Source organism: Pseudarthrobacter sp. GQ63 (genome assembly GCF_059758765.1).
Genome location: NZ_JCAXEF010000006.1, coordinates 75090 through 87152, shown reverse-complemented (window position 1 = coordinate 87152; position 12063 = coordinate 75090). Strand labels below are relative to the sequence as shown.

The following is a 12063-nucleotide window of genomic DNA, read 5'->3' as shown; positions in this document are numbered from 1 at the left end:
TTACAGAGCAGCTGGCCAAATTCCCCGGCTTCGAACTCCTAAAGCCAATAGCTGGCGAAACTTCGGATCCAATACTGGAGGGGAGCTGCACTTACCATTCGTCCCAGTTTCCCACCCGACTTGCCTCACTCCACGCCATGCGGGCCGCCCCTGGCAGTGAGAATTACACGAGGTTCAGGGAAGTCTGCGCGGGAGCCAAGCCTGCACCTGCTAACGCCAAAAACATCGATGAAGACTGGGTCGTGTCACGCGGTTGGATTGGCTGGACGGGAGGGTTGGATGGCGCACAACAGGCGATGCTATGCACTGACGGGCATTATTACTCAGCTGCCATCCATAACACCCCGGGATCCACCCCTGAAGACGCATTGAACACAATCAAGATTGTTATCGGCTGATCGTAAAGCTCAGCCGTGACGGCGCCGGCAGGGAGCGGCCACTCCAGCTTGGCGTGGCGGGCAACTCAGGCGTTGGGCAGGAGCATGAGGTGGACTCCGAGAACTCACAGAAGCAGTTCGCACTGACCAAGATGCCTAGGCGGATCGGTTTGTAGGAGTCCTCTGATCCAGGGTTCCACGAAGGCGTAGTTGGCCTTTGATCCTGTTGACTTCGGGTACCGGGTGGTCTCCGTTGATGAGGTCCAGCAGTATTTGAGCTGCTCGTGCGCCCATTTCGGCAAGTGGGGGAGCGAACGTCGTAATCCCTGGTCCCCAGATTTCGAACCAGTCAGGGTCCCCGTATCCGGCAAGGGCAAGGTCATCGGGGACGCTGATGCCGGCTTCCCGCGTGGTGCGCAGGACGCCCATGACGAGCCGGCTACTCAGTGGAAGGACGGCCTGGGGCGGCTTGGCCAGCAGGGTGCGCATTGCACCGGCGCCGCCTTCGGCTGTGAAGTCGGTGGACACCACGCGGAGGCGTTTACCGGTTGCGGCGTTTTCGTCGAAGCCGGCCTGTTCGGCGGCTGCCCTGAAGCCGGCGAGCCTGTCGCGGCTGGTGCTGTAGGCGTCGGGGCCGACGATGGCAACGATGTCGGTGTAGCCGGCGTCAATGGCCAGTTGGGTCAGTTCTTTGACACCCGTGTAGTCGTCACTGACCACGGCCGGGACGTTCCGTCCGCTGTAGCGGTTCAGCTCGACTACCGGGACAGGGGACGGCTGGGTGGCGGCGGCTCCGGAAGGGACGTGGACGACGCCGTCGACGCGCCGGGCGGCCATTTCCTGCAGGGCTTCCTGCTCACGTCCTGGGTGGTTGCCGGTGGTTGCGACGAAGAGGTGGTGGCCGGCGGCCCGCAGGACCTCCTGGAGGACCTCGGCGCTGGCGGTATAGAACTCGTTGGTCATGTCGGGGACGATGAGCCCGACGCTTCGGGTGCGGCGTTCGCGCAGTGCGCGGGCGGTGGCGTCGGTGGTGTAGCCCAGCGATCGTGCTGCTTCAAGGACGCGGGTACGTGCGTCACCACCCACGGGGCCTTTACCGCTCAGTGCGCGCGACGCTGTGCCGTACCCGACCCCGGCGGCTCGGGCGACGTCCGTGAGTTTGACCATGGACTTCATCCTATTCGCGGGGTCGGGTACGGAGTGGTTACGGCAGGGACAGCCCGATGGCTGAGCCGACGCCGATGACGGTCAGGAGGATCAGCGGAATGGTAAGCAGGTCGGCCACGACACCGGTTTTGATCATGCGGAGCATGGGCACGTAGCCGGAGCCGTAGACGATCGCGTTCGGGGGAGTGGAGACGGGGAGCATGGCCCCGGCGTTGCCGCCGAAGATGGCTGCCATGGCGGGAATGAGCGGGTCCACACCGATCGCCAGGGCAATCGGGATGATGATCGGCACCACGATGCCGACGCTGGCGGTGTTGCTGGTGGTTTCGGAGATGACCATCCCGAGAACCACGGCGACGAGGCAGAGCAGCAGGACGCTGTTGACGCCGGTGACGTCTGCGACGGCGGTCCCGATGGTTTCAGCGAGGCCGGTGGCTTTCATCATGGCCCCGACTGTGAGTCCCACGCCAACCAGGATCACGGTTCCCCAGTCAATCTTTGCCGCTTCGCTCCACTCGAGCGTAGGGGTTTTCTTCGCTGAGGGGATAAGGAACAACAGACCGGCGAGCAGGACCACAACGGATCCCTCATTGAGGTGGGAGGCGATCGTCTTGATGACCGGATTGGTGATGTCGAAGGTTGTGACGACGGCCGGGAAGGTCCACAACAGGACGGTGAGGGCGAAGACGAGCGCAACGGTCTTCTCTCCCCGCGTCATGGGTCCAAGTTCGGCGTACTGCTGCCGGAATGAGGCTGTGCCGTTGGGGATGTGGTGGGTTTCGGGTTTGTTCATGAGCACCAGAGCGATGAACATGAGGGTGCCGAGGCCCAGGACGTAGGGACCGGAGATGGATACCCAGTCGAAGAGGGGAATCTGGTAGCCGGTCATTTGTTCGACGGTGCCGCGGCCGATGACGTTGGCGATGCCCGTGACGGGGGTGAGGACGGAGCCGACGCCGGCGCCATATGCGATGGCCAGCATCAGCATGCAGGAGAAGCGGGTCTGGTAGCTCTTCCGTCCGCTGGCCGGGTCGTGGATGAGGTCTCCGACGGTGCGGACGACGCCGATGCCGATGGGGAGGAGCATGGCGGCGGTTGCGGAGGCCGAGACCAGCATGGCGAGCAGGGTTGCCACGACCATGAAGGCCAGCGCGGTCAGGTGGGTGCTGTCACCGACCCTGGGGAGGGACAGGACGCGGAGTGCGAACCTGCGGTCCAGACCGTGGACGGTCATGGCGCGGGCGAGGATGAAAGCGCCGATGACCAGGAACACGGTGGGGGACCCGAAGGCGGAGTACACCTCGGACGGGGAACCAACGCCGAGGAGTACAAGCAGTGCGATGCCGATGAGGGCGGTCGCCGGAATAGGGATGGTCTCGGTGATCCAGAAAAGGACGATGAAGCTCAGGACCCCGAGCATGGCCCGCTGTTCCCAGGGCAGTTCCTGGGCCAGGAAGAGTGCCAGGGCCATGAGCGGCAGCGCTGCCCAGAGGCCGGCGCGTGCGCGGAGGTAGTCGAAGCGGCTGGCTTCGCCGACGTCGTTGTGGGTGGTTACTTCTGTTGCGCTCATGCGGGGTCTCCTTCGGCTCCGCTGGGGGCTGTTGCGAGATCAGCGATGGGAGGGCAGGCAGCCTGCAGTGGCGTGTGCGAGTGCCAGATGCTGACGGCAGTCTTACAGATCGAATCCGCTTCGCCCAGGTAATCGCGGGCCTGTACGAGGGATTCGGGGAGCAGCTCTGACATGCCCTGCTCCGCGGCCACGGCGCGGAGTGCTTCGCTGAGCACGGTGCCGGTTTCCCGGGCGCGTGTGGATGCTGCGTAGAGGAGGTCGTGGGCGTCCTCGCGGCCGACCTTGTCGGCGAGCTGGATCATTTGGGCCTCGGCGAGGACGAGGCCGCCGTCGAGTTCCATGTTCCGGCGCATCCGGTCGGCATCGACACGCATGCCATCAACGATGACCAGCGTTTCCCGGAGGGCGCTTCCGGCCAGGGAGGCAAGCTGGGGGATGACCTGCCATTCGATCTGCCATTCCCCGGCGCTGCGTTCGTGGCCTGCTTCCTGGATCCGGGCCAGCGAGGAAGCAAGTGCCCCCGCCGTTCCCGAGAGCCCGATGACCAGTTCGGATGAGATCGGGTTGACCTTCTGCGGCATGGTCGACGATGCTCCCCGGTGCGGGGTGTAAGGCTCGAAGACTTCGGCGATCTCGGTGCGGGACAGATCCACGATGTTACGGGCAAACTTCGCGCAGGAGGCGGTAATGGTGACGCAGAGCCAGCCGAACTCCGCCAGGCTGTCACGTTCCACATGCCACGGCACGTCCGTGTCCTCGAGGCCAAGAAGTTCCGCGACCCGGGTACGCAGTACCGCGGACTGTGGACCGTAGGCTGCAGAGGTACCGCCGGCGCCGAACATTGAAATAACGGCGATGCGGGGGAGCGCCTGTGCGATGCGCTCCCGCTGCCGGGTGAACTGGTTCAGCATCGTAGCGAGCGTGGCGCCGAACGTTGTCGGGACTGCCTGCTGGGCGTGCGTGCGCCCGGCCATAATGGTCTCGCTGTGAGCCAGGACCTGCTCCGCAAGACGGTCACCCAACCGTTCCAAGTCCTCATCCAAAAGCCTGAGGGAGCGCTGGAGCTGCAGGGCCAGACCAGTGTCCATGATGTCCTGCGTGGTTGCGCCATAGTGCACGCGGCCGTTGGCGCCCTCGGGCAGCACAGCGGCAATTTCACGGACCACACCCAGAATCGGGTAGCCCACGTTCCGTGCCGAGGCCCATAGGCGGTCCGGATCGATGTTGGCCGGAACAGCTGCCCTGGCTATGGCCTGGGCATCACCGCGGGAAATGATGCCCAGCTCGCCCTGGGCCAGAGCCAGCGCCCTTTCGGCGGCAAGCCAGGACTCAACAGCTTCCGCCGGAGAAAAGAGCTCGGCCTGTCGGGCGTCGCCGACAAGGTGCATGAGCAGTGAGAAAGGAGTGGAGGTCAACGTTGGCCTGCTTTCAAGTTTACGTCGTTGCAGTGGATTCGAATCCACCACAGGCCCGCCGTGACTGCTGGCGGGAAAATGGATTCGAATCCATTAGAAGGTACACGTGCCAATGTTGTCAAGATCACATCCTGCTTCGGACTTCGGGCGACGCCAAATGGCGATGGAGGATACGCGGTGAACACGTTCCCGGGCGGACCTGCGGGGGCGCGGGCATCTTCTGCCCAATTTTGCTCAACCTGGCGCGGTGACAGCGCACTGACCTGCGACGGGACAACCCAGTGAAGGTTCTGACCATTACTGGCAGTTACTTCGGTCGGCCCAAGTCGCGAATCAGAAGGCACTCTACACGGCCTCTTTAGCGGGCTTTTCTCCGTGATTTAAAGCGCCGATAATGGTGATTCCGTAAAGCGACAGCAAGAGGGGCGGCTCGGCGGGGGAGTGGGTTCCCGTTGGCCTGGATTGGCGTAGGCACTGGTGAGCCGTCTCCCTGCTGACCCGTAATCGCGGCCCACGGACGACTTTTGAAATGCCGCTGCCGGCCCACTGGACCAACAGGGGCGGTGCCGTGCTGCCCGTCATCAAACCTTGAGCGAAAACTGAGCGCAGGTCTGCCTGTTCTTGATAATCATTCGCAAAAATAGACGCATCGAGATATCAGGGGAGTCAGTTTGCGGCTTAAACAAGAGGTCAAGGTTCTGCACACAAAGGCTCTGTCATCGGTGCGTTGGGCTACCGCCTCCTTCAACTCTCCAGACGACGATGGTCGCCCCACTAGAGTGCTTCTTGGGTTCCAGCATGCGTTTGAAATGCTGCTCAAAGCGGCCCTCGTTCACTCTGGTAAAACGGTCTTCGATAAGAAGCTTGGACGGTCGCTCGGATTTGAGGACTGCGTAAAACTGGCCATTGGGAATGCGACTATCAGGCTTACCCCTGAAGAAGCCGGAACTGTCCGGGCCATCGATGCGCTAAGGGACGACGAGCAACATTGGTTCAACCAAGTCAGCGAGCAACTCCTCTACATCCACGCTCGCGCGGCAATCACTCTGTTCGATGACATCCTTGAAAGAGTTTTCGGACAGCACCTCGCAGATTTCTTGCCGGGCAGAGTGCTGCCAATTTCCGTGGATGCGCCCCGAAACCTGGACCTCCTTATGGATGAGGAATACTCGCAGATTCGGCTACTTTTGGCACCCGGGAGGAGAGCCCGCCACGAGGCAAGGGCGCGGATACGCACACTGCTTGCAATGGAAGCCCACCTCGACTCCGAGACGCGAGTATCAAGCAAGGACGTTGACAGGGTAGAAAAGGGCATACGCAGCGGCCAAGATCGCCACGCGGTCTTCCCGGTCTTGGAGAAAATTGGCACCATGGTCGCTGGCGAAGGTGTCTCGGTAAAGGTGCACTTCACTAAGAAACAAGGCGCAGCCGTCCATTTCGTCGCGGACGCACAGTCCGCCGCGGCAATAAGGGAAGTTGACCTGCAGAAGAAGTTCCATCGCTCTGCAAGTGATTTGGCAGCGTCGCTGGGCATTTCTCAACCGAAGTCCCTAGCTTTGAGAAAGCACTTGGGCATCGATGCAGACACGAACTGTCGGCACGAGTTTGTATTCGGTGCCCAAAAAATAAGTGGGTTCTCTGACAACGCTTTGTTGCAGATGCGTCGTGGGCTGGATTCGGTTGAGATGAAACGAGTATGGGAGGCACATCGACCTTCCTTGGCCAGCGACAATGCAGGAAGTTGCAGCGAACCAAACTGCGCAAACGGAGCACTCGAGCGAGCAGCATAGGCGAAAGCAGCGCAACTAGTGTCGGCCATGCCCAGGTGTTAAGTAGGGCACGGACTACGACGAGTCTGTTCCGACATCAAGACGTCCCAGAACCGATCCCAGGCGGCAACACAGTCGCGAGTGCCCGGACACCCCCACAGCGAGGTTGAGGAAGTCGCGCTACTTTCAGAGCAAAAAGCCGCGTAAATACTGGCAAAACGGGCCTTATTTAGGCCACTCTCCCGGCAGGTTTCTAAGGCCGATAACGGATCTTCCGTCAAGTAGCGCACTTGGGGTCAGGTCGCTGACATGAGCTACTTAAGCTGCGGATTGTGACGGGATTTCGGATCGCGGTCAATGGACGGAGAACGGCTGTGGCCAATTGTCCAAAGTGCCTTGGACAATTCGAGGTCTGGCTTGTTAGGGGTCTGCCAGTTCGCTAGAGGAGATCCCGAATTAGTGCCGTGGCCGCATCCATGCCGTACAGCTTGTTCAAGGTATCCAGAATGTCCTCTGGGGAGGACGCTGTACCCTTGCGCCCTGACCGGGTAGACATGGCCAGGACGGCATGGAGACCCAGATCCGGCCTCATGGACACCGTGTCAAAGGCAAAGTCATTGGCACTCACTACCTGGATGCCAGCAGGCATTTTTTCTTCAGGGAAGTCGCGGTAATTCTCGGTTACGATGCTGCCAGCGCCGCCCACAACTGCTGCAGCCAACACATGCTCGTCATCAGGATCAGGCAAACCGTAGGTCCCCTCGAGCCCTTCCCAATTCGTGACGATCGCGTCTCCGAAGCTGGAACGCATGCGGTCGACCAGATGCAAGGCCTTTTCCCGTGCTTCTTCCACGCTGTCCCCTCGCTCGACACGCTTAATCTCTTCGTTTGCCTCGACCTCCATGAGGATGGCATCGCTAAAGATGAAGCGGTAAGCCCCCTCGAATGCCAGAGATAACAGAAAATCGCGTTGCGTACTCGGCCAAAGGACGCAGCTGTCAAGAAGGGCGGTGAACATGGTTCCTATCGTGTCATTCCTTGTGCTGTCGGCGGCGCTCCGCCGCTACAGCACGAGCCTTCTTCATCCTGGTCATCGCTGCTTCGGGGTTTTCATCGTCAAGCGCTCCCAAGGAATCCAAAGCTTCGTATTGCTCCGCCTTTCGGACTTCCTTGAAAGCTAGGACGTCTTCAAGCTTGATGCGCCGGTGAGTACCAGGCTTTTCGAAGGGGATCTTTCCTGCATCGAGGAGGCGAACGAGTGTTGGACGCGTAACACCCAACAGCTCTGCCGCCTGCTGAGTAGTCAAAGTCATGGAACTGGGTGTGATGGTAATGGCCAGGCCCTTACGCATTGCTTCCACGGTTTTAACGAGAACTTCATAAATTTCGTGGGGGATCTCAACCTGGTCGCCGGCATCAACGCCGGAAAGAAAGAACTGAGGAGAAGGTTGAGAGCCGTTCTTCTCGGCATGGGCCTCCATGAAGTTGTAGATCTTCCCCGTTTGAGGCGCCTCTGGTGCGAGGAAGGTTTCCTTGGTCGCTGTACTCGTAGCCATGGTTTGCTCGCTTATCCGTTTTCTACGAAATTATCGTTTTGTTCGTTTCGACTCATGGTAGTCCCCAAAGCGGAGGGAAGCTAGTCGTCCGGCCAACGAGCCCGGCTTACAAAACAGGATGAAACCCATCTCCTCATCCGCATTTATTCGTCCTGCTCTAACGCCGACGGTGGCCGTTCCGTAGGCTGCGGCAAGTGGTTTGACTCGGCAGGGGAGGGGGTTCCCGACGTCCTGGCTTGGCGCAGATACTGGTAGACCGTCTCCCTGCTGATCCCGTAATCGCGGGCAAGGACGACTTTTGAAATGCCGCTGCCGCCGCGCTGGACGAGCTCGGCCGCCCGCTCCGGCGTCAGGGTCTTTTTTCGCCCCTTGTAGGCGCCGCGTTGCTTGGCCAGAGCGATCCCTTCCTTCTGGCGTTCCCTGATGAGGGAACGTTCGAATTCGGCGAAGGCGCCCATGACGGAGAGCATGAGGTTGGCCATGGGGGAGTCTTCGCCGGTGAAGACCAGGCTCTCCTTAATAAACTCCACTCGGACGCCTTTACGGGTGAGGCCCTGAACGAGGGCACGCAGGTCATCGAGATTGCGGGCGAGCCGGTCCATGCTGTGAACCACGACGGTGTCTCCGTCGCGGGCGAACCGCAACAGCTCGGTCAGTTCTGGCCTGGACGTGTCCCGGCCGGATGCCTTGTCCGTGAACACACGGTCCAGCACCTGGCCTTCGAGCTGGCGCTTCTCGTTCTGGTCCAGCGTGCTGACACGCACGTACCCAATCCGCTGTCCGGCCACTGATTGCCTCCAACCCCGAACCCGTCAGGTTGAGTTCTAGGCTCGTCTTAGAAAGAAGTCAAGACCAGCCTCGAATTTTGTCAGGTTTGGGTGTAGCTCAATCGGGATACGAGGTTCCGCCGGACTGCGCCTGTTTCCGGAAAGGGTGAACTTTAAAGGTGTCCGCGAATCACTTGTGCCCGTTGCTGGCCTTGGCCGGGCAGGGGATCGCCCTCGACCAGAGTCTCGGTCGAGGGCGATCCCCGAAGTGCGGGGGCGTTATATGGTCACGGGGGCAGGAGAAGGACGCCTACGGCCTGGAATCCTTCGTCTGGATTCCGCCGTGTGGAGTATCGAAGAGCAGGTGTTCTCCTTCCAGTACTTCGGGGTCTGCCGGTGCGACAGTGGCACGCGGGCCCTTGCTGCCGGTCTCGGGGAGCGTGAAGTAGACGATGAGGGAGAGGGTGACAATGGCGATCATGTAGTACGCAACGAACATGGGCTGTCCGGCGCCGACGAATGCAGCGGCGATCAGTGGTGCGGTGCCACCGAAGACGGCGATGACGATCTGGTGCGCGAAACCGATGCCTGCTACCCGGACTGAGGCCGGGAACAGCTCGGCCTGGATTATCGGGTAAACGGCCTGCCAGATACCGAGAACTACCCCGGCAGGAGAGCAAGGAACGCATCTTCGGTGTCTCCAACCTGGCCGAGCTGGACCGCGGCCGCGCCGTGATCCTCGCCTCCGGTGCACCCGCCACCCTGGTACGGACCATGCCCTGGTACAGGGGGCCCCACAAGGACTTTGTGGAAGCTTCCATCAAAAAGTACAGCCCGCAGCCAGAGGAAGAACCCGTACCGGTAGCAGCGGCACCGGCCGCAAATCCATGGGTGACCGGGTAAGGGAGTAGGGCATGACCATCGAAATTGGCCGGTTCAGTGAAGCTCCCAGCTCGGACGCCGAGGACACTGGCGCTAAGGCCGCCGAACAGCAGAAACCCCCGCAGCTGCTCTACGGCTCAGCCGAAGAGTTCCTGCACGAGCAGTTGCTCCCCACTTACGTCCGCGATGTTGACGGGCGTGCAGCAAAATGGTGCATCGAATGGTATTTCCACCCGGAAGCTGTCTCCCGTGTGGAAGCACTGTGGCGGGGCCTGGGAACACCTACGACTCGACGGAGCCACCGGCATCAGCGTCTGGTTCAAAGACCACGCCGACCACCACATGAGCGTGCTCCTCGACCCACGCGGCCCGTTCTACAAATGCGACATGCAAAAACACCGGGACCCCGAACACCTCGAACCCAAAAAGGCTCCGGATGGTTGGTTTCCCGATGTGATGACTATCTCTGCCTAAAAGACTAGATGCGGCTTGTATAGGGGCAAATAAAAAATCAGGGCCGGAATCGGTAATGAATTCCAGCCCTGATTTTCTTTTTTCTTGACTCTAGTGAGCCGCTTCATACTTCTCTACAACTTCCGCTTGGATACGACCACGCGTATTTACTGGTATACCGTTCTCAGCAGCCCACAACCGTACCGCTTTCGCGTCCGGGCCACCGTGCGAGGAGGACTTGGTTCGAGCTGCCGGACGGCCACGTCCGCCAGCTACCTTGCGGCCAGCGCTGGTAAAGCGGGCCAGGGCTTCACGCAGTTCATTAGCGTGACCCTCGTTGAGGTCAATTTCATAGTCACTGCCGTCAAGGGCGAAAGATAACGTTTCGCTAGCTTTCGAGCCGTCAATATCGTCTTCCAGCAGCACTACTGTCTTTTTTGCCATGGAATAAGGTTATCAGTTTGTTGAACAATTGAACGAAAATGGGGGAGCGGGGTCCATGTCGTAACGGCACGCAGAGAACGGAGCAGTCCACGGTTGGGGTCAATCCGGGTTATCCACGGCTGGAAATTGGGAGCCATTGGGGTAGCTCCCCCAGCAGCCGTAGCGGTGGATAACCCATCAGGATTGTCCCCGGTTGTGGGCAGCGGAACTGATTGTCCAGACAGTCTCTGGACAATTGCGCAACAGACTGTTGCACAATTGTCAGGCACCCGCCGACTCAAGCTCATCACCAGGGTCGGCTGTCGGTTTGATCTGAGACTGTTTGCAGAGGAAGTGCAGAAACTGTCTTCCGGACCCTCCGGGGCAAGGACCTGAACCACCTCTCAATCAAGGCGCCACGGCCACGGCCGTGCGCCCACTCTGGGCATTATGGAAGGACATGCTGATCTTCATCGCCGTGCCCAGCACAATGAAAACCACCTCCTACGCCGCCCCGCCATTCTGGACGCACCAGGCGCGGTGATCGCCACGTCGAACAAACGTGACAGCCTCGACGTCATCAGCCCTGAGGAAGAGCCGTCGCTGGTGGTGGAACCCGCTGTCGTACGTGAAGAACGAAGCCACGGCAGGGAACATGCCCAACATTTCGAGACGGTCGATCCTGGCGTGTAGAAGCGCGACCAGGCGTAGTTGAGCAAATTCTGCATCGAGGACTACACGGAACGCAAAGCGCGTAAGTCCGCCAGCCTCAAGTCAGGGCCCGTCTCGGGAACGTAAAGCTAGCTGACCGCGCCAGCAGGAAGCCCATCAAACGAAAAACTTATGCACACCCCGAGGATTTGAAGGTGTACGTGTCGACAAAGCTGCCCGTAATGGGAACAGGGTTTTTATTGGTACTCCTAGTCAGTTGACCATCGCTGCTGCGCGTCCACCAGTTTGTACCGTCAAAAAAGTACAGGAGGTCAGGCTGGTACCCGGAAGGGAACCGGTACCCTGTGCAGGCTTGAACTGTCCAGATTCGGGCAACCGCAGGTTCTCCGTTCAAGCTTCCCTCAACCCACACTTGGTAGATATCGATAGGATTTGCGTTGATAGCGGCCAATTTGCCAGCAGTTTCACCCTCCGATGGCGGCACTTCCCCTAAATAGAACTTACTGGCGTGTGCTGATGTGTAAGCGGACTCGCTAACGGCGTAAGCGTCCTGCGCTATTCTCACAGACCTTTCAGAAAGGAGTTGAGCTTGCCATGAGAAATAACTGGTAACGATCAGACCCGCAGCTGCGCACATGGTGGCGATTTGATCCCATTTGCTAGACATCACAAAACTCCGTTTCAAGGACTGACGAGGCATGCCGTCGAAGTAAGCCCAGCCTGAGCGCTATTTTGGCCCTACTCCAGCCGCTGGAGCAAGGTCAGAGGAACCACCCGGGGCTGGGCAACAATTTGAACCAGCCGCACACACATCACTCCCTTGCTCAAGACCATGGCGCGGGCAGCCATATCAGCAACCCAAAACGCCCAGTTGAGATCTAAGACCCTCTCACGGGCGTGTGCTGAAGTCCGGGTTTCAACCCTGTGGCTCTTGGCGCTAATTGGCGGCGTTTTGTGATCGGTAAATGGCTCCTAGAATCATCACGGACCGAGGCTCTGGCCTAGTACCTCA

Annotated in this window: 11 protein-coding genes and 1 pseudogene; 4 read left to right on the top strand and 8 right to left on the bottom strand. The window is 60.0% G+C overall.

Annotated elements, in window-relative coordinates; translation table 11 throughout:
- Nucleotides 1-533: 533 nt before the first annotated feature.
- From AC6CHP_RS12100 to AC6CHP_RS12090, 3 genes are read right to left on the bottom strand one after another with little or no spacing between them, the layout of a single operon-like run.
- Nucleotides 534-1544 (bottom strand): LacI family DNA-binding transcriptional regulator, encoded by a 1011-nt coding sequence (locus AC6CHP_RS12100; protein ID WP_436055918.1) that lies wholly within the window; start codon nt 1542-1544, stop codon nt 534-536.
- A 37-nt stretch (nt 1545-1581) separates the two neighbouring features.
- A complete protein-coding gene (locus AC6CHP_RS12095; protein ID WP_498230088.1) occupies nt 1582-3114 on the bottom strand; it encodes an SLC13 family permease in 1533 nt (510 codons plus the stop codon).
- Complete coding sequence (locus tag AC6CHP_RS12090; RefSeq protein WP_436055920.1) at nt 3111-4529, bottom strand: lyase family protein; 1419 nt, start codon at nt 4527-4529, stop codon at nt 3111-3113. Before AC6CHP_RS12090 ends, AC6CHP_RS12095 begins: the two co-directional genes overlap by 4 nt.
- Nucleotides 4530-5338: 809 nt before the next feature.
- On the opposite strand from AC6CHP_RS12090, the gene AC6CHP_RS12085 reads away from it, so the two are divergent.
- Entirely contained in the window at nt 5339-6319 is a 981-nt protein-coding gene (locus AC6CHP_RS12085; protein WP_498230086.1) for a DUF8611 domain-containing protein, read from the top strand.
- Between the two features lie 418 nt (nt 6320-6737).
- Here the strand turns inward: AC6CHP_RS12085 and AC6CHP_RS12080 are convergent, their stop codons facing one another.
- The 4 genes from AC6CHP_RS12080 to AC6CHP_RS12065 form a co-directional block, all read right to left on the bottom strand.
- Nucleotides 6738-7316, bottom strand: a complete 579-nt coding sequence (locus AC6CHP_RS12080) for a PIN domain-containing protein (protein WP_436055922.1) — start codon at nt 7314-7316, stop codon at nt 6738-6740.
- A gap of 13 nt (nt 7317-7329) precedes the next feature.
- Nucleotides 7330-7854, bottom strand: coding sequence for a helix-turn-helix domain-containing protein (locus AC6CHP_RS12075; protein WP_436055923.1), 525 nt, complete (start codon nt 7852-7854; stop codon nt 7330-7332).
- A 143-nt stretch (nt 7855-7997) separates the two neighbouring features.
- A complete protein-coding gene (locus AC6CHP_RS12070) occupies nt 7998-8642 on the bottom strand; it encodes a recombinase family protein (protein ID WP_436055924.1) in 645 nt (214 codons plus the stop codon).
- Nucleotides 8643-8931: 289 nt separating this feature from the next.
- Complete coding sequence (locus tag AC6CHP_RS12065) at nt 8932-9120, bottom strand: hypothetical protein (RefSeq protein WP_436055925.1); 189 nt, start codon at nt 9118-9120, stop codon at nt 8932-8934.
- A gap of 415 nt (nt 9121-9535) precedes the next feature.
- Here AC6CHP_RS12065 and AC6CHP_RS12060 point away from each other — a divergent pair.
- Together AC6CHP_RS12060 and AC6CHP_RS12055 are read left to right on the top strand one after the other, a co-directional pair.
- Nucleotides 9536-9715, top strand: a pseudogene (locus tag AC6CHP_RS12060) (DUF4913 domain-containing protein); the annotation flags it as partial.
- On the top strand, nt 9690-9977 hold the full coding sequence (locus tag AC6CHP_RS12055; RefSeq protein WP_436055926.1) for a DUF4913 domain-containing protein: 288 nt from the start codon (nt 9690-9692) through the stop codon (nt 9975-9977). The pseudogene AC6CHP_RS12060 and the gene AC6CHP_RS12055, both read left to right, overlap by 26 nt.
- 90 nt (nt 9978-10067) lie before the next feature.
- Here AC6CHP_RS12055 and AC6CHP_RS12050 read toward each other — a convergent pair whose 3' ends face one another.
- A complete protein-coding gene (locus tag AC6CHP_RS12050; protein ID WP_436055927.1) occupies nt 10068-10400 on the bottom strand; it encodes a histone-like nucleoid-structuring protein Lsr2 in 333 nt (110 codons plus the stop codon).
- A gap of 429 nt (nt 10401-10829) precedes the next feature.
- On the opposite strand from AC6CHP_RS12050, the gene AC6CHP_RS12045 reads away from it, so the two are divergent.
- Nucleotides 10830-11072 (top strand): hypothetical protein, encoded by a 243-nt coding sequence (locus tag AC6CHP_RS12045; RefSeq protein ID WP_436055928.1) that lies wholly within the window; start codon nt 10830-10832, stop codon nt 11070-11072.
- The last annotated feature ends 991 nt before the right edge of the window (nt 11073-12063 follow it).